The 22,292-nt window shown below is 64.8% G+C and carries 19 protein-coding genes and 2 pseudogenes; 10 read left to right on the forward strand and 11 right to left on the reverse strand.

Features of this window, described 5'->3' with window-relative positions; all coding sequences use genetic code 11:
* Positions 1-130: 130 nt before the first annotated feature.
* Positions 131-772 carry a CoA transferase subunit B gene (locus tag B0G69_RS00645; protein WP_121315204.1) on the reverse strand — a complete coding sequence of 214 codons (642 nt, stop codon included), beginning with the start codon at positions 770-772 and terminating at the stop codon, positions 131-133.
* A gap of 2 nt (positions 773-774) precedes the next feature.
* Positions 775-1,479, reverse strand: a complete 705-nt coding sequence (locus B0G69_RS00650; protein WP_121315205.1) for a CoA transferase subunit A — start codon at positions 1,477-1,479, stop codon at positions 775-777.
* Positions 1,480-1,738: 259 nt separating this feature from the next.
* On the opposite strand from B0G69_RS00650, the gene B0G69_RS00655 reads away from it, so the two are divergent.
* Positions 1,739-2,284 carry a LuxR C-terminal-related transcriptional regulator gene (locus tag B0G69_RS00655; protein WP_121315206.1) on the forward strand — a complete coding sequence of 182 codons (546 nt, stop codon included), beginning with the start codon at positions 1,739-1,741 and terminating at the stop codon, positions 2,282-2,284.
* 132 nt (positions 2,285-2,416) lie between these two features.
* Here B0G69_RS00655 and B0G69_RS00660 read toward each other — a convergent pair whose 3' ends face one another.
* Both B0G69_RS00660 and B0G69_RS00665 read right to left on the reverse strand, forming a co-directional pair.
* Positions 2,417-2,848: a thioesterase family protein gene (locus B0G69_RS00660; protein ID WP_121315207.1), complete on the reverse strand. Its 432-nt coding sequence runs from the start codon at positions 2,846-2,848 to the stop codon at positions 2,417-2,419.
* A gap of 170 nt (positions 2,849-3,018) precedes the next feature.
* A complete protein-coding gene (locus B0G69_RS00665; protein WP_121315208.1) occupies positions 3,019-3,795 on the reverse strand; it encodes an SDR family oxidoreductase in 777 nt (258 codons plus the stop codon).
* 188 nt (positions 3,796-3,983) lie between these two features.
* On the opposite strand from B0G69_RS00665, the gene B0G69_RS00670 reads away from it, so the two are divergent.
* A complete protein-coding gene (locus B0G69_RS00670) occupies positions 3,984-5,657 on the forward strand; it encodes an electron transfer flavoprotein-ubiquinone oxidoreductase (protein WP_121315209.1) in 1,674 nt (557 codons plus the stop codon).
* Positions 5,658-5,721: 64 nt separating this feature from the next.
* On the opposite strand, the gene B0G69_RS00675 is transcribed toward B0G69_RS00670, so the two are convergent.
* The 4 genes from B0G69_RS00675 to B0G69_RS00690 all read right to left on the reverse strand — a co-directional run bounded on the left by B0G69_RS00675 (position 5,722) and on the right by B0G69_RS00690 (position 11,249).
* Positions 5,722-7,203, reverse strand: a complete 1,482-nt coding sequence (locus B0G69_RS00675; protein WP_121315210.1) for a tetratricopeptide repeat protein — start codon at positions 7,201-7,203, stop codon at positions 5,722-5,724.
* A 53-nt stretch (positions 7,204-7,256) separates the two neighbouring features.
* A complete protein-coding gene (gene aroC, locus B0G69_RS00680; protein ID WP_121315211.1) occupies positions 7,257-8,357 on the reverse strand; it encodes a chorismate synthase in 1,101 nt (366 codons plus the stop codon).
* Between the two features lie 244 nt (positions 8,358-8,601).
* Entirely contained in the window at positions 8,602-10,539 is a 1,938-nt protein-coding gene (locus tag B0G69_RS00685) for an MFS transporter (RefSeq protein ID WP_121315212.1), read from the reverse strand.
* Between the two features lie 248 nt (positions 10,540-10,787).
* Complete coding sequence (locus B0G69_RS00690) at positions 10,788-11,249, reverse strand: CBS domain-containing protein (RefSeq protein WP_121315213.1); 462 nt, start codon at positions 11,247-11,249, stop codon at positions 10,788-10,790.
* 238 nt (positions 11,250-11,487) lie between these two features.
* Between B0G69_RS00690 and B0G69_RS00695 the strand changes: the two are divergent.
* The 3 genes and pseudogenes from B0G69_RS00695 to B0G69_RS00705 all read left to right on the forward strand — a co-directional run bounded on the left by B0G69_RS00695 (position 11,488) and on the right by B0G69_RS00705 (position 14,268).
* Positions 11,488-12,895, forward strand: a pseudogene (locus tag B0G69_RS00695) (O-acetylhomoserine aminocarboxypropyltransferase).
* On the forward strand, positions 12,892-13,725 hold the full coding sequence (locus B0G69_RS00700) for an alpha/beta hydrolase (RefSeq protein WP_121315214.1): 834 nt from the start codon (positions 12,892-12,894) through the stop codon (positions 13,723-13,725). The pseudogene B0G69_RS00695 and the gene B0G69_RS00700 overlap by 4 nt, the downstream one beginning before the upstream one ends.
* A 222-nt stretch (positions 13,726-13,947) precedes the next feature.
* On the forward strand, positions 13,948-14,268 hold the full coding sequence (locus B0G69_RS00705) for an Mpo1-like protein (RefSeq protein ID WP_121315215.1): 321 nt from the start codon (positions 13,948-13,950) through the stop codon (positions 14,266-14,268).
* A gap of 196 nt (positions 14,269-14,464) precedes the next feature.
* Here B0G69_RS00705 and B0G69_RS00710 read toward each other — a convergent pair whose 3' ends face one another.
* Positions 14,465-15,781: a YihY family inner membrane protein gene (locus B0G69_RS00710; RefSeq protein WP_199731127.1), complete on the reverse strand. Its 1,317-nt coding sequence runs from the start codon at positions 15,779-15,781 to the stop codon at positions 14,465-14,467.
* Positions 15,782-15,896: 115 nt separating this feature from the next.
* On the opposite strand from B0G69_RS00710, the gene wrbA reads away from it, so the two are divergent.
* The 5 genes and pseudogenes from wrbA (at position 15,897) to B0G69_RS00735 (ending at position 20,461) form a co-directional block, all read left to right on the forward strand.
* Positions 15,897-16,499, forward strand: coding sequence for an NAD(P)H:quinone oxidoreductase (wrbA, locus tag B0G69_RS00715; RefSeq protein ID WP_121315216.1), 603 nt, complete (start codon positions 15,897-15,899; stop codon positions 16,497-16,499).
* Between the two features lie 92 nt (positions 16,500-16,591).
* Positions 16,592-16,993: pseudogene (locus B0G69_RS41690) on the forward strand (DUF2069 domain-containing protein); the annotation flags it as partial.
* Positions 16,994-17,266: 273 nt separating this feature from the next.
* A complete protein-coding gene (locus tag B0G69_RS00725; RefSeq protein ID WP_121315217.1) occupies positions 17,267-18,685 on the forward strand; it encodes an FAD-binding oxidoreductase in 1,419 nt (472 codons plus the stop codon).
* Positions 18,686-18,741: 56 nt separating this feature from the next.
* On the forward strand, positions 18,742-19,548 hold the full coding sequence (locus B0G69_RS00730) for a metallophosphoesterase (RefSeq protein WP_121315218.1): 807 nt from the start codon (positions 18,742-18,744) through the stop codon (positions 19,546-19,548).
* A gap of 193 nt (positions 19,549-19,741) precedes the next feature.
* Positions 19,742-20,461, forward strand: coding sequence for an SOS response-associated peptidase (locus tag B0G69_RS00735; protein ID WP_121315219.1), 720 nt, complete (start codon positions 19,742-19,744; stop codon positions 20,459-20,461).
* Between the two features lie 142 nt (positions 20,462-20,603).
* On the opposite strand, the gene B0G69_RS41290 is transcribed toward B0G69_RS00735, so the two are convergent.
* Positions 20,604-20,762, reverse strand: a complete 159-nt coding sequence (locus B0G69_RS41290; protein WP_168661713.1) for a hypothetical protein — start codon at positions 20,760-20,762, stop codon at positions 20,604-20,606.
* A gap of 250 nt (positions 20,763-21,012) precedes the next feature.
* On the reverse strand, positions 21,013-21,951 hold the full coding sequence (locus tag B0G69_RS00740) for a LysR family transcriptional regulator (protein WP_121315220.1): 939 nt from the start codon (positions 21,949-21,951) through the stop codon (positions 21,013-21,015).
* Between the last annotated feature and the right edge of the window lie 341 nt (positions 21,952-22,292).

The following is a 22,292-nucleotide window of genomic DNA, read 5'->3' on the forward strand; positions in this document are numbered from 1 at the left end:
GGCATAGGACGCGCGCGCCCGGCACAAGCGCGGCACAAAACAGAACGGGCGAGACTCGCGTCTCGCCCGTTCGGGAAACCGTGTGGTTGCCGCCTCGCCGCTCAACACTTCACGGCGCCCCTAACCGGCCTCAGCTCACCGCGCTCACGTCGAGCGGTGCGCCGGTCTTCGCCTTGATTTCGTCGACGCTCACGCCCGGCGCCAGTTCGGTCACCTTCAGACCGGCATCCGTCACCTCGATCACGCCGAGGTCGGTGATGATCTGATCGACGACGCCCACGCCGGTCAGCGGCAGCGTGCATTCGTCAAGAATCTTGTGCTGGTCGCCCTTCGCGACGTGCTCCATCAGCACCACCACGCGCTTGACGCCGGCGACCAGATCCATCGCGCCGCCCATGCCCTTGATCATCTTGCCCGGAATCATCCAGTTGGCCAGATCGCCCTTTTTGCTGATCTGCATCGCACCCAGAATCGCCAGGTTGATGTGGCCGCCGCGAATCATCGCGAATGAATCCGCCGACGAGAAAATCGACGAGCCCGGCAATGTCGTCACCGTCTGCTTGCCCGCGTTGATCAGATCGGCATCCACTTCTTCTTCGGTCGGCGACGGGCCGATGCCGAGCAGGCCGTTTTCCGACTGCAGCCACACTTCGACGCCCGCCGGCACGTGATTCGCCACCAGCGTCGGCAGACCGATGCCGAGGTTCACATAGAAACCGTCCTGCAATTCCTGCGCCGCGCGCGCGGCCATTTCGTCACGAGTCCATGCCATGATCAGTCTCCTTTCGCGCGGACGACGCGTTGTTCGATGCGTTTTTCCGGATGCGCATTCAGTACGATGCGCTGCACGAAGATGCCTGGCGTGTGGATCGCGTCCGGATCGAGTTCGCCCACTTCGACGATCTCTTCGACTTCCGCGACGGTGATCTTGCCGGCCATCGCGCACATCGGATTGAAGTTGCGCGCGGTGCGGCGGTAGATCAGATTGCCCGACTTGTCGGCCTTCCATGCCTTGACGAGCGCGACGTCGGCGGTCAGCGAATGTTCGAGCACGTAGTGGTTCTCGCCGAACTGGCGGGTTTCCTTGCCCTCGGCGATCAGCGTGCCGTAGCCGGTGTTGGTGAAGAACGCCGGAATGCCCGAGCCGCCCGCGCGCAGCTTCTCGGCGAGCGTGCCTTGCGGCGTGAATTCGAGCTCGAGTTCGCCGGCCAGATACTGGCGTTCGAACTCCTTGTTCTCGCCGACGTACGACGAAATCATCTTCTTGACCTGGCGTGTTTCGAGCAGCATACCGAGGCCGAACCCGTCGACACCCGCGTTGTTGCTGATGCAGGTGATGCCCTGCACGTTCGAATCGCGCAGCGCGCCGATCAATGCCTCGGGAATGCCGCACAGCCCGAAACCGCCGACGGCGAACGTCTGCCCGTCCTTGACGATGTCTTTCAGCGCCTCGGCGGCGCTTGGATAGACCTTGTTCATCAGTATGTCCCTTCCTTTTATGGAAATCCGCAGGCCGAAAAGCCGGTCTTCGGATTGTTGCGGCCGGTATGACGTTCCGCGGGTCGAACCCGACACGTCATTCTAGTCATCCCCGGCGGGCTGTGCGCCCAGGTTGCCCTGGACTTCACGCAATGCCCGCCGCGGACAGCCTGGCCGCGTTGTGATGTGCTCGAAAGAGTACGCTGCGCACGCCATACGGCACAATACGCAAAACTACATAAGTATTTGCCGCCAACCCATGCCCGCCCTGGATTACCGAACCGCGTTCCACCTCGCCCCGATCGGACTCGTGCTGTCGCGCGAACGGATTATCGAAGACTGCAATGACGAGCTCGCGTCGATTTTCGGCTGCACCCGCGAGTCGCTGCTGGGCCAGTCGTTCCAGGTGCTGTATCCCTCGGCGGATGAATTCGAGCGGATCGGCGCACGCATTCCGCCGATCATGACCGCGCAGGGCAGCTATGCGGACGACCGCATCATGAAGCGCGCCAACGGCGAATTGTTCTGGTGCCACGTGACGGGCCGCGCGCTGCAACGCGCCGACCCGCACGCGGCAGGCGTCTGGACCTTCGAGGATTTGAGCGCGACGCGGCGCGTGGCGGTGGAGCTGACGCCGCGCGAACGCGAAATCGCCGCGCAACTGGTGACGGGCAAGACCAGCAAGCAGATCGGCCGGGTGCTGGAGATCAGCCCCCGCACGGTGGACGTCTACCGGGCGCGGCTGATGCGCAAATACGATACGGGGAACGCAACCGAGCTTTTGCAGCGGCTGCTTGGGAATTGAAGGACGGGCGTGAAAATGTGCGACTGACTCATGTCTTCGCACTCGCGGGGAACCTGCGGCGCCCGGCAGCCGGTTAAAGCGTTGCAGGCGTGGATGGGCGGCACGAGCGGTAGCGTTCACCCACTCGGCCCATCAAGCCGCCTTGACCAGCGCGGCACGCTCGATGGTCGCGCGCAGCAGATCGGGCACCGGCACCGACTTGCCCGCCGCGTAATCGATCCAGACGCAACGCGCGGCGCCACGTGCATACACGGTGTGCGGGTCGTCGGCGCGCACCAGCTCGAAGCCGGTGTCGAAGCTGCTGCGCCCGGGCGTCGCCACCGACATCCGGCCGATCACGTCGCCAGGATAGTGCAGTTGCTTCAGAAACTCCATCGACGCATTGACGATCACCGGTCCCTCCCCACTACTATCGCCGCCGATGAACCCCAGTTGCTCGAACCAGGAAATCCGCACCTGCTCCATGTAGCGGAAATAGACCGTGTTGTTCACATGGCCGAACGCGTCCATGTCGCCCCAGCGGATCGGCATCGACATCTCGAAAACTGCGTGAAAATTACTCATCGTACTTCCGTTCTTCTGACTGCCTGACATGACTGAAACCCACTCGACGCATGGACGGACTGGCACGCGGCCAATCTGCCCATGCGCTGCACGATAGCGCGGGCTCCCCCGCAACAGGAACCCCCCCGCGCGTAAAACACTTTCTTCGAACCAGCGTCAATCCGGGCCCCTCATGCGAGCCCAAAGCCGTCGTCGGCGGCGATGATCGAGCCGTTGATGAACTGCGATTCGTCGGCTGCCAGCAACAGCAGCAGCCCGTCCAGATCGTCCGGCTTGCCGACGCGATGGCGCGGCAGCATCGACACCAGCTTCTGCCCCTGCTCCGTCGACCAGTGATGGTGGTTGATCTCAGTGTCGATATAACCGGGGCAGATCGCGTTGACGTTGATCCCGTGTTTGCCCCACTCCAGCGCCATCGCCTTCGTCATATGGACGACGGCCGCCTTGCTCATCGAATACAGGCCGATCTGCGGCAACACGCGCAGGCCCGCCATCGATGCAATATTGATGATCCGGTACGACGGCTTCTGCGCATTGTTGCCGCGCATGATCATGCGCTTGGCGACTTCCTGCGCGACGAAGAAGGCGCCGCGCGTGTTCGTATCGAACACATATTCGAAGTCGGCCGGCGTAACCTCGGTGAGCTTCTGCGTAGTCGACACGCCCGAGTTGTTGACGAGGATATCGATCGTGCCCGCCTCCGTCTCCGCGTGCGCCACCGCGGCCTTGATGCTCTGATAATCAGTCACGTCGAGCGAGACGACATGTGCCGCACCGCCCGACGCTTCGATCTCCGCGCGCAACTCCTTCAGCCGCTCGGTGCGCCGGCTTGCCAGCACGACCTTGGCGCCCGCCTGCGACAACACCTGAGCAAAGCGCTTTCCCAACCCGCTCGAAGCACCGGTAACCAGCGCGACCTTGCCTTCCAGATTGATCGAACGGCCCATTGACGTTCCTTGTTCGGTTGTAACGACAGATACGGTTGACAGGTACGGTAAGACCGTCGCTGCGGGTCGATACCGTAGCATACAAATAGAACGATCGTGCTAATCTATACTCCTCCGGTTGCAGTGCGGGGATCGATCGCCCACAATACCAACCCGAAAAAAGCATTCTAACGGTAAGAGGAGCATCGATGACCCCCGCAAGTCTCATTGAGCAGTACGGCCCCCGCGAGTCGATGGAATACGACGTGGTGATCGTCGGCGGCGGCCCGGCTGGCCTGTCCGCGGCGATCCGCCTGAAACAGCTGGCGGCTGAGAAAGGCGTCGAGCTGGGCGTGTGCGTACTGGAAAAGGGCTCGGAGATCGGGGCGCATATCCTGTCGGGCGCGGTGATGGACCCGCGCGCGATCACCGAACTGATGCCGGACTGGAAAGAAAAAGGCGCGCCGCTGACGGTGGACGTGACCGAAGACCGCTTCCTGTTCCTGACGGAAACCGGCTCGAAAAGCGTGCCGACCTGGGCGCTGCCGGACAACTTCAAGAATCACGGCAACTACGTGATCAGCCTCGCGAACGTGACGCGCTGGCTGGGTCAGCAGGCCGAGGCGCTCGGCGTCGAGATTTTTCCGGGCTTTCCGGCGGCCGAAGTGCTGTACAACGACGATGGCTCAGTGAAGGGCGTCGCGACCGGCAACCTCGGCATCGGCAAGGACGGCGAGCCGACCGAGAACTTCCAGCTCGGCATGGAGCTGCACGCGAAGTACACGCTGTTCTGCGAAGGCGCGCGCGGCCACCTCGGCCGTCAGCTGAACGACAAATTCAAGCTGCGCGAGGGCGTCGATCCGCAGGTTTACGGCATCGGCATCAAGGAACTGTGGGAAATCGATCCCGCGAAGCACAAGCCGGGTCTGGTCATGCACACGGCCGGCTGGCCGCTCGAAAACGACACCTACGGCGGCTCGTTCCTTTACCACATGGACAACAACCAGGTGGTGGTCGGCTTCGTGGTCGGCCTCGGCTATTCGAATCCGTATCTGTCGCCGTTCGAGGAATTCCAGCGCTACAAGACGCATCCGGCGATCCGCGCGGTGCTCGAAGGCGGCAAGCGCGTGTCGTACGGCGCGCGGGCGATTACCGCCGGCGGCCTGATGTCGCTGCCGAAGCTGGTGTTCCCCGGTGGCGCGCTGGTCGGTGACGACGCGGGCTTCCTGAACGCATCGCGGATCAAGGGCTCGCATGCGGCGATCAAGACCGGCATGCTGGCCGCCGACGCCGCGTTCGATGCCGTGCAGGCTGGGCGCACCAGCGACGAACTCACGGCCTATCCGGAGAGCTTCAAGACGTCGTGGCTGCATACCGAGCTGTACCGCGCGCGCAACTTCAAGCAGTGGATGAGCAAGGGCCTGTACCTCGGCACGCTGATGGTCGGCATCGAGCAGAAGCTGCTGGGTGGCAACGTGCCGTGGACGCTGCATCACCAGCATTCGGATCACGAGATGCTCAAGCCGGCTTCGCAGTGCACGCCGATCACGTATCCGAAGCCGGACGGCAAGCTGACGTTCGACCGTTTGTCTTCGGTGTTCATCTCGAACACGAATCACGAGGAGAACCAGCCGGCGCATCTGACGCTGAAAGATCCGTCGGTGCCGGTGAACGTGAACTGGCAGACCTATGCCGGGCCGGAGGCGCGCTATTGCCCGGCGGCGGTGTATGAGTTCGTCAAGAACGACGACGGCAGCGAGCGGCTCGTGATCAACGCGCAGAACTGCGTGCATTGCAAGACCTGCGACATCAAGGACCCGACGCAGAATATCGTATGGGTCACGCCGGAAGGTGGTGGCGGGCCGAACTACCCGAATATGTAAAGCGGCTTTGCTTGCCTTCGCGTGGCGCCTGCATCCTCGCCGGCGCCGCGCGAAGGCAAAAGTTTCAACGACGCTCGCGCGTCATCGCCTCAATCCTCTCCCGCACCTTCGCCACGACCGGCGCCCAGTCGCCGACGCGCGGCTGTCGAACCAGCTCGATCGAATCGTACCAGGCCGTATGCGGCGATGAATCGCCCCAGAACCATGCGCAGACGTGATCGATCATCAAACAGGTCGGCACGCCGAGCGCCCCTGCCAGATGCGCGGGTCCGCTGTCGATCGTCACGACCAGATCCAGATTCGCCAGCAACGCGGCGACATCGTCGAAGCCTGATTGGAAATGGCCGGTCATGTCGATCGCGGCGAGACCCTTGGCTCGCCACTGCGCGAGCGTTGCGCCCCGTCCCGGCGACAACGCGAAATAGCTCACGTTCGCCACGTTCAATAGCGGCTCGAGTTGCTCGACGGGCACCGAGCGCCGCATGTCGCGGATATGTTCGGGATTGCCGTTCCACGCCACCCCGACTTTGAGATTGCCGCGCGTGGCCGCAAGCTGTGCGTCGATCCGCTCGCGCCATGTCCGCACATGCGCAGGATCGGCCCTCAGGTACGGCGCGCCCCACCCCGCTGCGTCGGCAATGCCGAGCCGCAGCGGCAAGCTCATCAGGCCGCAGTGGAAATCAGGCCGGGTGTCGAGACTCGTTTCGAGCGGCAGATCGGCGGGCAGTGTCCGCTCGAACAGATGACGCAGCGGCCCATCATGACCGAAGACCACGCGCCCGCCTTCGCGCCGCGCCCGATCGGCCAGCAGCGGCAGAAAGCGCACCGCCCACAGGCAATCGCCATTGCCCTGCTCGCCATAGACCACCAGCGTTTTGCCGGCCAGCGATTCGCCCTGCCAATACGCGCTGATTGCCGCGAGCGCATGCTGCGCGTTGTTCATGTCATCGGCGAACGCGACGCGCGACTCGTAATGCGCCCAGCCATCGGCGAAACGGCCTGAGCGGATTTCGAGTTCCGACAGATCGAACAACGCATGCGCGTTGTTCGGCGACAGCGCCAGCACTTGCCTGAGCAATGCCTCGGCTTCGGCGAAACGCGCCTGCTCCTTGATGCACAGCGCGAGCTTGTGAAGCGCCACCGGATTGGTGGGCACGACGCGCACCGCTTCACGCAGCAAGCGCTCGGCAGTGGCGAAGTCGTCACGCTGTTGCACGGCGGTCGCACGCCACATGAGCGCGTTGGCGTCTTCGGGATGGTGCGAGAGCAGCAGTCCGGCCGCCGAGTCGAGCAGCACCCAGTCGCGCACGACGAAGGCCGTCTGCGCAAGCATGGGAAGCAATGTGGGTTCACTCGAAGGATCGAGCCGGTAGGCGCGCACCAGAGCGGCGAGCGCCTCATGCTGGCGGGCTTTGTCGCGGCCGGCGTGCTGCAGCAGCAGTTGGCCGAACGCGAAGCAGTCGCTCGCGGACGCATCCGGCGTGGCGGCACGCGCGCGCAGCGTGGCGAGTTGGCTATCCGCCAGGCCGGTGTTCGAATCGGTCATGGGGGATAACTGCCGCGCGCTCAGCGAGTCAAAAGACGTTCGACGCGCGCCGATTAAGGCGCGCTCGCCGCGATCTTCGGGGTGCTGACGGACACGTCGCCGCATTGCGCGCGATGGCGCAGTGCGTGGTCGATCAGCACCAGCGCGAGCATCGATTCGGCGATCGGCGTGGCGCGAATGCCGACACACGGGTCATGCCGCCCGAACGTTTCGACGACGGCCGGCTGGCCCGCCTTGTCGATCGAACGGCGCGGCGTGCGAATGCTTGACGTCGGCTTGATCGCGATCGACACCGTGATGTCCTGCCCGGTCGAAATCCCGCCGAGCACACCGCCCGCGTGATTGCCGACGAAACCCTCGGGCGTCAACTCGTCGCCGTGCACCGAACCGCGTTGCGCGACGCTCGCGAAGCCCGCGCCGATCTCGACGCCCTTCACCGCGTTGATGCCCATCATCGCGTGCGCGATGTCGGCGTCGAGGCGGTCGAACAGCGGCTCACCAAGTCCGACCGGCACACCGGAGGCCACGACGTTGATGCGTGCGCCGATCGAGTCGCCGTCCTTGCGCAGCGCGTCCATGTAGTCTTCGAGCTGCGGCACGATGTCAGCGTTCGGCACGAAGAACGGGTTCTCGCGCACCTGCGCCCAGTCGACGAACGGCACGTCGATCTCGCCGAGCGCGGCCATGTAACCACGAATCTCTGTGCCGAATTTCTCGCGCAGCCACTTCTTCGCGACCGCGCCCGCCGCCACCGTGGGCGCCGTCAGACGCGCCGACGAACGGCCGCCGCCGCGATAGTCGCGGATGCCGTACTTCTGCCAGTAGGTGTAGTCGGCATGACCGGGGCGAAACGTGTCGGCGATGTTGCCGTAGTCCTTGCTGCGCTGATCGGTATTGCGGATCAGCAGCGCGATCGGCGCGCCGGTGGTCTGGCCTTCGAACACGCCTGACAGGATCTCGACCTTGTCTTCTTCCTGGCGCTGCGTCACGTGCCGCGACGTGCCGGGCTTGCGGCGGTCGAGTTCGAGCTGGATGTCGGCTTCGTTGAGCGCCATGCCCGGAGGGCAGCCGTCGATCACGCAGCCGATAGCGGGGCCGTGCGATTCGCCGAAGGTCGTGACAGTGAAAAGCGTACCGAGCGTGTTGCCGGACATGGGCGTCGTCCAAAGAAATGCGGGGAAAACGCTATTATGCCAGCCCCATCGCATGTGGAACGGGTTGCGCGGCATGAATGGACGATTGGCCAGGGCCAACTCAGCCGCAAGCTTGCGACGATTCGCGCGGGGTGTCGGCAAACGCGATGTCGAGAGTAGGAGTTTTCGTTTTGACCGTAGGAAGCGTCATCAGGACGGCGGCGGAGGTGGCTTTCGCAGCAGCGTCGGCCACCATCGCTGCCCGCTACTTCCGCGCCCCACGCAACTCGCTGACGATCTGCTGCAACTTCTCCGGCGTCGCCTGCGCCGGATCGATCGGCTCGCCCACCGCGAGGCTCAACCGGCTCATCACGCCCTTGCGGATCGGCCGCGGCCAGTGCGCATCGTTGCCGCGAGAAAATACGCTGCCCCACAGGCCGCGCAGCGCCATCGGTATGACCGGCGCGGGCGTGCGCCCGACGATCTCCATCACGCCATGGCGAAACGGATTCATCTCGCCGGTTCGCGTGAGCTTGCCTTCCGGAAAGATGCAAACCAGTTCGCCCTCGGCGAGCGCCCGCGCGCAACGCTCATAGGCGCGCGCGAGCAGTTCCGGGTCCTGATGCGCCGGGGCGATCGGAATCGCTTTTGCGTGACGAAATACCCAGCCCGCGAACGGCGAGCTGAAAATCTGATGATCCATCACGAAACGGATCGGCCGCGGGCTCTCGGCCATGATGACGATCGCATCGACGAAGCTTACGTGGTTGCACACCAGCACCGCCGCGCCCTCGTCCGGAATCCGCTCGGCATGTACGAGGCGAATCCGGTAGAACGTATGCACCAGCATCCACGCGATGAAACGCAGCAGGAACTCCGGCACCAGCGAATAAATGTAGGTGGCGACGACGATGTTCAGCAGCGCGGTGACGAGGAAGATCGCCGGAATGCCGAAGCCGGCTGAGGTCAGGCCCATCGCCATCAACGCCGACACGATCATGAACAGCGAATTCAGGATATTGTTCGCGGCGATGATGCGCGCCCGATGGCTCGGCTGGCTGCGGCTCTGGATCAACGCATAGAGCGGCACACTGTAGAAGCCGCCGAACATCGCGAGCAGGAACAGATCGGCCAGCACGCGCCAATGCGCGAGTTGCCCGAGGAACTCGCCGACGCTCAGCAGGTGCCCAACGGGCGGCAGCGCGTGACTCGCGAAAAACAGATCGATCGCGAACACGCTCATGCCGATCGAGCCGAGCGGCACGAGACCGATTTCGATGCGCCGCTTCGAGAGTTTTTCGCACAGCAGCGAGCCGATGCCAATGCCGATCGAAAACGTGCCGAGCAGCACGGTCACGACGTCCGGATTGGCAGAGAGCACGTTCTTCGCGAAGCTGAAAAACGACGACAGAAACGTCGCGCCGACGAACCACAGCCAGGAAATGCCCAGCAGGCTCAGGAACACGGTGCGGTTTTCGCGCGCCAGCTTGAGGTTGCGCCACGTCTCGCTGAACGGATTCCAGTTGATGCGCAACTCGGGTTGCGGCGCGGCCGTAACCGGCACGAAGCCCGACACGATGCGCCCCGCGAGCGCGATCGCGATGCACGCGCCGGCCAGCACCAGCGCGCCATGTTCGGCGAGCCCCGCGCCCGCGCCGCCGACGATCGTGCCGAGCAGGATCGCGACGAAGGTGCCCATCTCGACCATGCCGTTGCCGCCGATCAGTTCCGTCTTCGACAGATGCTGCGGTAAATACGAGTACTTGACGGGCCCGAACACGGTCGAATGGACGCCCATCAGAAACGTGCACAGATACAGCAACGGCGCGCTATGCAGCCAGAACCCCGCGCCGCCGATCAGCATCACGACGATTTCGAAACTCTTGACGAGGCGCGTGAGCATGGCCTTGTCGTACTTGTCGGCGATCTGGCCGGAGGTAGCCGAGAACAGCACGAACGGCAGAATGAAAATGGCCGAGATCAGGAACGCCGCGGTGGCCGGGTCGACGCCGGAAAAGCGCGCCGCCTGATACGTGACGAGCGACGTGAAGCCGATCTTGAACACGTTGTCGTTCATCGCACCGAGGAACTGCGTCCAGAAAAACGGCGCGAAGCGGCGCTGCCTGAGCAGCCGGAACTGGGATTCATGCGCCTCGTGCGCACGGGAGCCGCGACGGGTGGCGGGTAACGGACGATCGCTCATGAAGTTCGGAGAACGGCCCAGAAGAGCAACAACGGAAGAAAGCGCGCAGAACGAAGCCGGGCGCAGGCGGCTCGTCACATCACGCGAAACACGGGACGGACTACGGTTCAACCGGGCGCACAGGCGCCCGCTTCTGGCGGCCCGCCCACGACACCGCCGGACACAAAAAAAGCGCACGCTTTCGCGCGCGCCTTTCCTGCCCCTTCACGCTCATACAATGCCCGAGCGCGACGGTCAGTCACCGCGCATCAACGCGTCGGCTGTTGTTCCTGCTGTTCTTCCGGCCAGTCGCGGATATACGCCTTGAGCATGCGGTTTTCGAAGCCCTGTTCTTCGACCACCGCCTTCGCCACGTCGTAAAACGAAATGACGCCCATCAGCGTGCGGCTTTCCATCACCGGCAAATAGCGCACGTGATGTTCGAGCATCATGCGGCGGACTTCATTGACGTCGGTCTCGGGTGTGCAGGTGAGCGGATGGTCGTCCATGACCTTGCGGATCGTCGAGGTGCCGACGCTGCCGCCGTTCTTGCTCAGCGTCAGGATGATCTCGCGAAACGTCAGCATGCCGACGAGATCGCCATATTCCATCACGACTAGCGAGCCGATATCGTGCTCGGCCATCGTATTGACCGCGTCGTGCAGCGTGGTATCCGGTGTGACCGTGAAAAGGGTGTTGCCTTTGACTTTGAGAATGTCGCTGACTCGCATGATCTGTCTCCGTGATACCCGCTAGCTGGCAATGCATGAATGATTTTCGATCCTAGCGGAAAGGCCCATAAAAGGAAAGCGGCCCGCCCACCAAGGCTTAGCGGGCGTTCGCCATCTCGAATCTGTGCCGCGCCATGCGCGCGCATCGGGAAAACCGCGCTTGATGCGGATCATGCCGGTGATAGGATGGCCGCCACTTTCCCCTTTCGCGAGGCCGCTCGTGGCCCCGCCGCCCACGATGTCCGCCACCCGTTTCGACACGCTTGCGCTGCATGCCGGCGCCGCCCCCGATCCCGCCACCGGCGCGCGCGCCACGCCGATTTACCAGACTACCTCGTTTTTCGTTCCGCGACTCGGACCACGCCGCGGCGCTCTTCAACATGGAACGCGCCGGCCACGTCTATTCGCGCATCTCCAACCCGACGGTGGCCGTGTTCGAGGAGCGCGTGGCCGCGCTCGAAAACGGCGCGGGCGCGATCGGCACGGCGAGCGGCCAGGCGGCCTTGCATCTGGCGATCGTCACGCTGATGGGCGCGGGCTCGCACATCGTCGCCTCCAGTGCGCTCTACGGCGGCTCGCACAACCTGCTGCACTACACGCTGCGGCGCTTCGGCATCGAGACAACCTTTGTCAAACCGGGCGACCTCGACGCATGGCGCGCCGCGCTGCGCCCGAATACGCGGCTGCTGTTCGGCGAGACGCTCGGCAACCCCGGGCTCGACGTGCTCGATGTCGCCGCCGTCGCGCAGATCGCGCATGAGCACCGCGTGCCGCTGCTGGTCGACTCGACGTTCACGACGCCGTATCTGCTCAAACCGTTCGAGCACGGCGCGGACTTCGTATATCACTCGGCCACCAAATTCCTCGGCGGCCACGGCACGACGATCGGCGGCGTGCTGGTGGACGGCGGCACGTTCGACTTCGACGCATCGGGGCGTTTTCCCGAATTCACCGAGCCGTACGAAGGCTTCCACGGCATGGTGTTCAGCGAGGAAAGCACGGTCGCGCCGTTCCTGCTGCGCGCGCGCCGCGAAGGTCTGCGCGACTTCGGCGCGTGCCTGCATCCGCAAGCCGCGTGGCAACTGCTGCAAGGCATCGAGACATTGCCATTGCGTATGGAACGGCACGTCGCCAATACGCGCCGCGTGGTCGAGTTCCTTGCCGCTCACGACGCGGTCGAAACGGTCGCCTATCCGGAACTGCCGACGCATCCCGACCATGCGCTCGCGCAGCGTCTGCTGCCGCGCGGCGCGGGCGCCGTATTCAGCTTCAATCTGCGTGGCGACCGCGCGGCCGGGCGCGGTTTCATCGAAGCGCTGTCGCTGTTCTCGCACCTCGCGAATGTCGGCGACGCGCGCTCGCTGGTGATTCATCCCGCATCGACCACCCACTTTCGTATGGATGCCGCCGCGCTTGCCGCCGCCGGCATTGCGGAAGGCACGATCCGCCTGTCGATCGGCCTCGAAGATCCCGACGATCTGATCGACGACCTCAAGCGCGCGTTGAAGGCCGCGCAGAAATCGGGCGGCGCTGCGATTGCTCGAAGCGGCGCGGCGGCTGCATCCGCCACAGACACCACATCCGCAAAAACCAGCTCCCCAGGCCTCTCCGATACCGCCGCAAAACCCCGCCCGGAGTCCGCATGATCGTCACCGTTCAAGGCCAACCCGCTTACGCCTACACCGGCGGCAAACCGTTCGACGCCCGCCTGCCGACCGCCGTGTTCATCCACGGCGCCGAGCACGACCACAGCGTGTGGGCGTTGCAAAGCCGCTACTTCGCGCACCACGGCTTCGGCGTGCTGGCGGTGGACCTGCCCGGCCACTGCCGCAGCAGCGGCCCCGCGCTCACCAGCGTGACGGCGATGGCCGGCTGGCTCGCCGCACTGCTCGACGCCGCCGGTGTGCAGCGCGCATTCGTGGCCGGCCACAGTATGGGCTCGCTGATCGCCCTCGACTTCGCCGGCCGCTATCCGCACCGCGCGACGCATCTCGCACTGCTCGCCACCGCGATGCCGATGGCTGTCTCCGACGGATTGCTCGACGCCGCGCTGCACCGCGAGCCCGACGCGATAAGCATGGTCAACCAATGGTCGCATTCGACGCTCGCGGCCAAGCCCTCCTGCCCCGGTCCGGGCTTCTGGCTGCACGGCATGAACCAGCGGCTGATGGAGCGCGTCTCGGCGAGCGGTGAAGCGCAGCTGTTCCATACCGACTTCACCGCGTGCAACGACTACGCGGACGGTCTCGCCCGCGCCGCCCAGGTGCGCTGCGCGACGCGCCTGATCGTCGGCCGACGCGATGCGATGACGCCGCCGCGCGCGGCCAAAGCGCTCGCCGACGCGCTTGCGCAAGCGGGTGCGTCGGTCGACACCGTCACGCTCGACGCGGGCCACGCGTTGATGACCGAACAACCCGACGCCACGCTCGACGCGCTGTTCAGCTTCGCTTCCAGGCCGCCTCTCGAAGCCCGCTAGCGGGTCGTGAGGCATCGCAAGAACCGGCAAGTGAGGTAGCACGATACGCGCGCTGGAACAGCCGCGCCATCGTCCGAATGGCCAGGTTGCGCGCGGGGCCCGATAGCCGCACAATGATTCAAGCCTGTCCTGTTGCGAGCGCGTGCGAAGCATGGCGGCACGCGGCGAAGCCACCGGGAGCGACGGGCATGACGGCGGCAAGCGTCCACATCGGAGGCCATCATGGCTCACACCGCGCATACCGATCACTTCGCGAGTTTCGCGGAGTTCTATCCGTACTATTTGAGCGAGCATCGCAACATGGTCTCGCGGCGGCTGCATTTCGTGGGATCGCTCGGCGTGATCGGCTGTCTGGCGATGGCGCTCGCCACAGGAGACTGGCTATGGCTGCCCGCAGCGGTCATTTGCGGCTACGGGTTTGCCTGGGTCGGGCATTTTTTCTTCGAAAAGAACCGGCCGGCCACCTTCCGTCATCCGCTCTATAGCCTGATGGGTGACTGGGTGATGTTCAAGGACATTTGCGTCGGCAGGATTTCGCTCTAGTTGTGCGGTGGGTTGGCTAATGTGATCGGCGCGTCACCGGCTATGCCCAGCGACTTTCTTTGCCAGCTTGCCTCGATCACTTCACCGCGATTTTCAGTGCGCCTGATAACGCCCTGATGCGAGCGCCGTCCAATTGCGGGCGGCTCGCCTTCGTCCCAGACCCCTCGCCGCCAGGCATCAATCGCCCTGCATCGTGTCAAGCCGCCTGGTGCGGCATGGACGGCGCGGCGCGCTCGCTCTCCCCGGCACGGGCCGCTTTGGCCGCCGCACGCGCGGCCAGCAACGCGGCAAGCGTCACCTTCAGCTTGTCGTTTTCGAGCGAGGCCAGCAGCGTCGCGCCATCCACCCGCGTGGACTCCAGATCGAGCTGATACGCGAGCTCCGCGCGGTCGATCACGAACATGTCGAACAGGCGCTCGACCGTGACCTGCGCCGGGTTCGCCAGCAGCAGGAAATGCGGACCGGCGTCGTCCTCCAGCCGCGCAATCCAGTCGATCTCCTCGAGCCGCTGCAGCAGATAGAGCGTGATGTCCATATCGCGGCGAAGCATCCGCGCAAGCTCGGGCACCGTGTAGCCGCGCCCGCCCGCGTCGCGTGCTTCCGAGAGCCGCGCGAGCAGTTCGAGCGAATCGAACAGATTGCTGCCGTCGAAGGTGGGCCGGTGAAACTGGCCGATGCGAATCGCCGGCAACGCGGACGCGATCATCGCGCCCGCGAGCGTGATGAACCAGCACAGGTACATCCACAAGAGGAACAGCGGCACGGCGGCGAACGCGCCGTACACCGCGGTGTAGGTCGGAATGCGCCGCACGTAATAGCCGAAACCGCGCTTGGCGAGCTCGAACGCGATCGCGGCGGTGACGCCGCCGATCACCGCGTCGCGCCATTCGACGCGGCAGTTCGGCAGATAGACGTAGAGAATCGTGAAGGCGAGCGCCGTCAGCGGCAGCGCGGCGCCCGCGAGCGCCCATTCGATGAGCGGCGTGATGCGCTGCGCCGCGCTGAAGGTCATCGACTGCGTGAACAGATACGAGGAGATCGACAGGCTCACGCCGATCAGAATGGGCCCCAGCGTGATGATCGCCCAGTAGACCAGAATGCGCTGCGCGATCGGCCGCGCCTTGCGCACCCGCCAGATCACGTTGAACGCGGATTCGACGGTCATCATGGTCATCACTGCCGTGAGAAACAGCAGGATCATGCCGATCGTGGTCAGCCCTTTCGCCTTCGCCGCGAACTGGTTCAGATACTTGAAAATCTGACTGTTCAGTTGCGCGGGCATCAGGTGGTCCGCGAGAAAAAGCTGCAGCGAATCCTGGAACGAACTGAAAATCGGAAACGCGGTGAACAACGCGAACGCGACCGTGGCGAGCGGCACGAGCGCCAGCATCGCCGTGAACGTGAGACTGCCGGCCACCTGCGGAATACGGTCTTCGCCGATGCGCTGCGCGGCAAACCGCGCGAGTCGTTTGAGCGTGTCGAGATCGAAACGCACCCTGGACAACAAACCCATCTCCTTGCTTCGTGAACCGGTGCTCGGGGAAGCGCGCGCGGCACCTGGCCGAACGGCTATGAGTGGCCTGCGGAGCGGACCGAGCCCCTATAATACCCGTTCACCGATGAGGCCTATGAAAGACATTCTCGTGCTTTATTACAGCCGTCACGGCGCCACGCGCGAGCTCGCGCTGGCGATCGCGCACGGCGTCGACAGCGTCTCCGGCATGCAGGCGCGCGTGCGCACCGTGCCGGCGGTTTCCACCGTCTGCGAGGCGACGCAGCCGGACATTCCCCCCGAAGGACCGCCCTACGTCGAACTGCGCGATCTCGAAGAATGCGCCGGCCTCGCGCTCGGCTCGCCCACCCGCTTCGGCAACATGGCCGCGGCCCTCAAATACTTTCTCGACGGCACCACGCCGCAGTGGCTGGCGGGCGCCCTGTCCGGCAAGCCGGCCTGCGTATTCACGTCCACCGGCAGTCTGCACGGCGGCCAGGAATCCACGCTGCTCAGCATGATGCTGCCGCTGCTTCACCACGGCATGCTGATCGTCGGCATCCCGTACACGGAGAGTGCGTTGAGCACCACGCAAACCGGCGGCACGCCGTATGGCGCGTCGCATTTTGCCCGCGCGGGCAGCGCCGCGCAAGGCATCTCCGCCGACGAGAAAACGCTCGCCATCGCACTCGGCGCGCGCGTCGCGCGCACGGCGGCGTCCATGAGCGAGAGGCCGTGAGCGGGCCGGAGGTGACGTCCGGGATGAAGCATAAGCCTGGGTCGAAACCGGCCGGCGCGGCGTCGGCAGCGGCCCACATAACCGACGACGCAATGGCGGCGTCCCTGCATTCCAGCGCGCTGCCCGTAGCGTCCAAACCCGCCGCCGCGCACGGCGCCATTGCCGCTTTGCTCGCGCTGATCGCGCTGGCCGTCGCGTGGGAGTGGTGGCTCGCGCCGTTGCGTCCCGGCGGCTCGGCGCTCGTGCTCAAGGCGTTGCCGCTGCTGTGCGCGCTGCCTGGCGTATGGCGGCGCCGGATTTATACGCTGCAGTGGGCGTCGATGCTGATCCTGCTGTATTTCGCCGAAGGCGTCGTACGGGGCTGGAGCGATCACGGGCTGAGCGCGCGCCTCGGCTGGTTACAAGCCGCGCTCGCGGTGATCTTTTTTGTTTGCGCGCTGACCTATGTCGCGCCGTTCAAGCGGGCGGCAAAGCGCGCTGCGAAGGAAGCAGCGAGGCGAGCCGCTGGCGATGCCCCTGAAAATCAGATAAGCGATCGTGATACCCCTGAAGCAGCGAGACAGTCGGCAACGTCGCCGGCAACAGGCCCAGCTGCGACACCGTCAGCCATACATCCAGCAACGCATGCCGCAGCACCTCAGGTAACCACCGCCGCGCCGCCCGATCCCGACAGCCACCCCAACCCGAGCCCCTGACGAAAAACCGGCAAGACAGAGACAAAAGCACCCGCTCCGTCCAATCTTTGCGCCGAACGCCGACCGACCATCATGACCCAGACCGCTTTCCTCACCGCCTGTTGCGACGCCATCGGCGCCGCGCATGTGCTGACCGATCCGCACGACACCGCCCCGTATCTCACCGACTGGCGCCGCCGCTACAGCGGCGTGGCCTGCGCGGTGCTCTGCCCGGCCACGCCCGCCGAAGTCACGGCGCTGGTCCGGCTCGCGGTCGAGCATCGCGTCGCGCTGGTGCCGCAAGGCGGCAACACTGGTCTGGCCGGCGGCGCCACGCCCGATGCGAGCGGCGCGCAGGCCGTCGTCAGCTTGCGGCGCCTGAACCGCGTACGCGACATCGATCCGCACAACAACACGATCACCGTCGAAGCCGGCGTCATCCTCGCCGACGTGCAGCGGCACGCCGACGCGGCCGGCCGTCTGTTCCCGTTGAGCCTCGCCGCGGAAGGCAGCTGCACGATCGGCGGCAATCTGGCGACCAACGCGGGCGGCACCGGCGTCCTGCGCTACGGCAACACGCGCGAGCTGTGCCTCGGTCTCGAAGTGGTGACGCCGCAGGGCGAACTGTGGGACGGCCTGCGCGGACTGCGCAAGGACAACACCGGCTACGATCTGCGCGATCTGTTCATCGGGGCAGAGGGTACGCTCGGCATCATCACGGCGGCCGTGCTCAAGCTGCACCCGCAGCCGGCCGCGCGGGTCACCGCGCTCGCCGCTCTCGCTTCGCCGCACGCGGCGCTCGACTTTCTGTCGCTCACGCAGCGCGTCGCCGGCCCGCTTCTGACCGGCTTCGAACTGATGTCGGATTTCTGCCTGCGGCTCGTGGGCCGGCACTTCGAACAGATGCGCTATCCGTTCGCCGAGCCGCACGCGCAAGTCGTGTTGCTGGAACTGTCGGACAGCGAAAGCGAGGAGCACGCACGCGCGCTGTTCGAGCGTCTGATGGAAACCGCGCTCGAAGAAGGTCTGGTGCAGGACGCGGTGGTCGCGGAAAACCTCGCGCAGTCGCGTGCGTTCTGGAATCTGCGCGAGCACATTCCGCTCGCCCAGGCCGAGGAAGGTCTGAACATCAAGCACGACATCGCGGTGCCGATTTCGCGCATCGGCCACTTCATCGAGACGACCGACGCGGCCGTCGCGCAGGCGGCGCCGGGCGCGCGCATGGTCACGTTCGGGCATCTCGGCGACGGCAATCTGCACTACAACGTGCAGGCGCCCGAGGGCGTCGACGCGAAGGCGTTTCTCAAACAGTATCAGAGCCCGATCAACCAGATCGTCTACGACAGCGTGCAGCGGCATCGCGGCAGCATCAGCGCGGAACACGGGCTCGGCCAGCTCAAGGTCGACGAGGCCGCGCATTACAAGCAGGACGTCGAAGTGCAAATGATGCGCGCCGTCAAACGTGCCTTCGATCCGCTGAACCTGATGAACCCGGGCAAGGTGCTACGCTAAGCTAACGTCCGAAGCCTCCGTGTTGCCATACGGGGGCCTTTGCAGGAGCCGTTGCCGTGAAGATTCGAGTGCTGTCCGATCTGCATCTGGAAAACGACGAGCCCGAGCTGATTCCGCATGCGCACGCGGATCTGATCGTGCTGGCCGGCGACATCCACAATCACGCGGCCGGTCCGCGCTGGGCGGCGCAGACCTTCGACGGCGCGACGCCCGTGGTCTACGTGCCCGGCAATCACGAGTACTACGACGGCGAGTTCGGCGCGCTGGAAAGCGCGCTCTACGACGCCGCCGCGCAGGTCGACAACGTCCACGTGCTGAACAACGCCGCGCTGGTCGACCACCAGGGCCGCTGGCGCGTGCTCGGCACGACTTTGTGGACCGATTTCGCGCTGTATGGTGCGGACCCCGACGCGCTCGCCGAAGCGATCGACGCGTCGAGCCGGGCCATGCTCGACTTCCGCGGATTGATCCAGATGAACTGGCCGCACGACACCCACGACGCCACCCGCGACTTCACGCCCGCCGACTCGCTCGCGCTGCACCGGCAGGCGCGCGCATGGCTCGAAGGCGAGCTGGCGAAACCGTTCGGCGGCAAGACGATCGTCGTCACGCATCACGCGCCGCATCGGCTGAGTCTCGCCGAGCGCTACGCGCAGGACCGGGTGTCGGCGGGTTTCGTCAATCATTTGCCGGAGCTGGTGCGCGCGCCCGTCACGTTGTGGATTCATGGACATACGCATACGTCGTTCGACTATGTTGTGGACGGCACGCGCGTCGTGTGTAATCCGCGCGGCTATTTCAACCGGCGCACGGGGCAGTGGGAAAACCCATTGTTCGCCTGGGATAAGGTCGTCGAGATCTAGCGTCGTGGCTTGGGGCTGGTCTGGGTAGCGCGGCTGGAGCGCAGGCATTACGCTGTGGGCGGAGGGTTGTGTGGTGGTGGCTGTCCCAAAAGCAAGCCAGCGAAGCCCCCCGCTTCACCGATCCACAGACAGCCACGCCAACTCGCGCCAACCCGCGCCAACCCGCCACGCAGATCGTTCTCGGAGGTCGCTCATGTGCGGTCGAATCAGCCAGTATCGCGATCCGCAGCGTTACGCCGAGCATCTCGGCCTGACCGATCCACTGATGCTTTTCGACGCCGCCGACCGCCGCCCAGGCTACAACCTGGCGCCCGGCACGCATCCGCTCGCGATCTATCCCGATCAAACGCTGCGCGCGATTCACTGGGGATATCGCCCGGCATGGGCGTGCGAACAGCATCTACCGCAGACGATCAACGCGCGCGCCGACACGGCGCCGACCGCGCGCTACTTCGAGCAATTGTGGAAGACCGGCCGCGTGCTGGTGCCGGCGGACGGCTGGTTCGAATGGCGCGTGGAAGCCATGCCCACCGGCATCAGCCCGGACGACCCGGCGCAAGCGAACGCAAAAACCCGGCAACCCTACTTCGTGCATCTGAAGAAAGACGAGCCGATGTATCTCGCTGCGTTGTCGAGCGTGCGCGGCGCCGAGCCGCAAACGGAAGGAATGGGATTCGTGATCGTGACGTCCAGCGCGGACGCGGGTTTGATCGACGTGCACGACCGCCGCCCGCTCGCCTTCGCGCCGGATGCCGCGCGCCGCTGGCTGGATCCGGCGTTACCGTCCGACGAACTCGAGCAACTGGCGCGTGCCGGCGGCTTGCCCGCCGCCCGCTTTCGCTGGCACCGTGTGAGTCACGAGGTGGACCGCACACTCAATGACGAGCCGGGGTTGATCGAAGCGCTGCAATGACAGCGCAGGCGCGTCTCGCAAGAAACGAGACGCGAAAAACAACAGGCGAAGAACGACGAGCGGTACTCAGAAAGAGCAGCCCGGCGGCCGCCGCCGCAGTGACGACAACGCGGCGCGCTCAAACGAAGCGTCGCGCGCAAGCTCAGCGGTCGCGCCGCTGCGCCCGCAGATCCGGGCGCTCGACCTTGATGGGAACCAGTTGCGGCTGCTGTTCGCGCAGGCGGCGCAGCAGATCGCGCGATGCGGCGATCCCGATCAATCCCAGCATGACGGCCACGCCGATCATCAGATGCGTATCCATGAATCCCTCGTCCTTCAGTTATTGCGACATGCCGAACGGCAGTGAACAGGCGCGTCCGGCTGAAGCGGCAGCGCGTGAACCACACGTTAGCAAATCGACCGCGAACCGGAAGTAAGGAAATGTTGCGACGCGGCACTTGTGTGTAACAGGTCGCCCTGCGGATTAGCCTGCCGCGTCGAGAATCACCGCCCCAAAGGGCGGCGCACAAGGGCTCAACGGGCGCAAACGCACGAAACGGCGCCGCGCCGCGTCAGGAACGCGCGAACTGGCGCAATTCCTCCTGATCCACCGCCAGGGTGGCCGGCAGTTCGTCGCGCAAAAATTCGACCCATGTGCGGATTTTGGCGTCCAGATACTGCCTGGACGGATAGAGCGCATACAGATTCATTTCCTGCGACGTGTATTCCGGCAGCAGCCACACGAGCTCGCCGCTGCGCAGACCACTGATCGCCGAATAGATCGGAATCAGCCCGATGCCCATGCCTTGGGACACCGCGACCGCCATCGCCTCGGCGACGTTCACCTGAAACGTGGTCGAGCCGAGCGTGACCGTTTCCTCGCCGTTCGGACCGTCGAAGGTCCAGCGGTCGGGCGGAAACACCGGCGTCACCATTTGCAGACAGGTATGGTGCGCGAGGTCCGCGGGCGTTTGCGGCACACCGCGCCGCGCCAGATAAGCCGGCGACGCACACGCAATGCTAAACGCGCTGCCCAGGCGCTGCGACACCAGCCCCGAATCCGGCAGACCGGTGGCGAGCGTCAGCGACACGTCGAAACCCTCGTCGAGCAGATCGGGCATGCGCTGCGCGAGCGTCAACTCGATGTGCACGTCCGGATAGCGCTCCTGATAGCGGCCGACGGCGGGCACGACGTAGTGCTGACCGAAGCTCGTCATCGCGTGAACCTTGAGTTTGCCCGACGGACGCGCATGCGCGTCGCTCGCCTCGGCTTCCGCCTGGTCCACGTATGCGAGGATCTGCTCGCAGCGCTGCAGATAGCGCTCGCCGGCCTCGGTCAGCGCGATGCGGCGCGTGGTCCGGTTCAGAAGGCGAGTGCGCAGATGGGCTTCCAGATCGGAAACCGCGCGCGACGCGTAGGCCGTGGTCGTATTCAGATGCTGCGCGGCACCCGTGAAGCTACCCGCTTCGACGACCCGGACAAATACGCGCATGTTTTGAAGCGTATCCATACCCATTCCCTGTCGACGGGAGTTAGCGCTTCAGCGCTTACTCCCGTCCCATGCAACCCGTTGCGGTCGACCGGAGTTAGCGCTTCAGCGCTTACTCCGATCCCATGCAACCCGTTACGGTCGACCGGCATTGGCGCTTTGGCGCTCATTCCGCTCCTCTGCAACCCGTTGCAATCGACCCAAAAATCAGCGCTTTATCGCCAACCCCGCTCCCCACAACCCAGTTGCGATTAATCGGAAGCGATTGTTACACGATTCGCAAAGGCGATTATCTCATATGCCGTAAAAATGCCTTGCACCTTTACCGGTTATTCCCCAATCAATCAAAAAATATAATGACG

The organism is Paraburkholderia sp. RAU2J (assembly GCF_003634845.1).
In the GTDB taxonomy this organism is placed as follows: Bacteria; Pseudomonadota; Gammaproteobacteria; order Burkholderiales; family Burkholderiaceae; genus Paraburkholderia; species Paraburkholderia fynbosensis.

Excerpts from the sequence above, each read along its gene's own strand:
- B0G69_RS00740 (WP_121315220.1), bottom strand. The coding sequence starts at position 21,951 with ATGGATACGCTTCAAAACATGCGCGTATTTGTCCGGGTCGTCGAAGCG.
- B0G69_RS00690 (WP_121315213.1), bottom strand. The coding sequence starts at position 11,249 with ATGCGAGTCAGCGACATTCTCAAAGTCAAAGGCAACACCCTTTTCACG.
- B0G69_RS41290 (WP_168661713.1), bottom strand. The coding sequence starts at position 20,762 with ATGGATACGCATCTGATGATCGGCGTGGCCGTCATGCTGGGATTGATC.
- wrbA (WP_121315216.1), top strand. The coding sequence starts at position 15,897 with ATGAAAGACATTCTCGTGCTTTATTACAGCCGTCACGGCGCCACGCGC.
- B0G69_RS00650 (WP_121315205.1), bottom strand. The coding sequence starts at position 1,479 with ATGAACAAGGTCTATCCAAGCGCCGCCGAGGCGCTGAAAGACATCGTC.
- B0G69_RS00645 (WP_121315204.1), bottom strand. The coding sequence starts at position 772 with ATGGCATGGACTCGTGACGAAATGGCCGCGCGCGCGGCGCAGGAATTG.
- B0G69_RS00685 (WP_121315212.1), bottom strand. The coding sequence starts at position 10,539 with ATGAGCGATCGTCCGTTACCCGCCACCCGTCGCGGCTCCCGTGCGCAC.
- B0G69_RS00670 (WP_121315209.1), top strand. The coding sequence starts at position 3,984 with ATGACCCCCGCAAGTCTCATTGAGCAGTACGGCCCCCGCGAGTCGATG.
- B0G69_RS00735 (WP_121315219.1), top strand. The coding sequence starts at position 19,742 with ATGTGCGGTCGAATCAGCCAGTATCGCGATCCGCAGCGTTACGCCGAG.
- B0G69_RS00665 (WP_121315208.1), bottom strand. The coding sequence starts at position 3,795 with ATGGGCCGTTCGATCAATCTGGAAGGCAAGGTCGCGCTGGTTACCGGT.
- B0G69_RS00725 (WP_121315217.1), top strand. The coding sequence starts at position 17,267 with ATGACCCAGACCGCTTTCCTCACCGCCTGTTGCGACGCCATCGGCGCC.
- B0G69_RS00705 (WP_121315215.1), top strand. The coding sequence starts at position 13,948 with ATGGCTCACACCGCGCATACCGATCACTTCGCGAGTTTCGCGGAGTTC.
- B0G69_RS00700 (WP_121315214.1), top strand. The coding sequence starts at position 12,892 with ATGATCGTCACCGTTCAAGGCCAACCCGCTTACGCCTACACCGGCGGC.
- B0G69_RS00660 (WP_121315207.1), bottom strand. The coding sequence starts at position 2,848 with ATGAGTAATTTTCACGCAGTTTTCGAGATGTCGATGCCGATCCGCTGG.
- B0G69_RS00655 (WP_121315206.1), top strand. The coding sequence starts at position 1,739 with ATGCCCGCCCTGGATTACCGAACCGCGTTCCACCTCGCCCCGATCGGA.
- B0G69_RS00710 (WP_199731127.1), bottom strand. The coding sequence starts at position 15,781 with ATGGGTTTGTTGTCCAGGGTGCGTTTCGATCTCGACACGCTCAAACGA.
- B0G69_RS00675 (WP_121315210.1), bottom strand. The coding sequence starts at position 7,203 with ATGACCGATTCGAACACCGGCCTGGCGGATAGCCAACTCGCCACGCTG.
- aroC (WP_121315211.1), bottom strand. The coding sequence starts at position 8,357 with ATGTCCGGCAACACGCTCGGTACGCTTTTCACTGTCACGACCTTCGGC.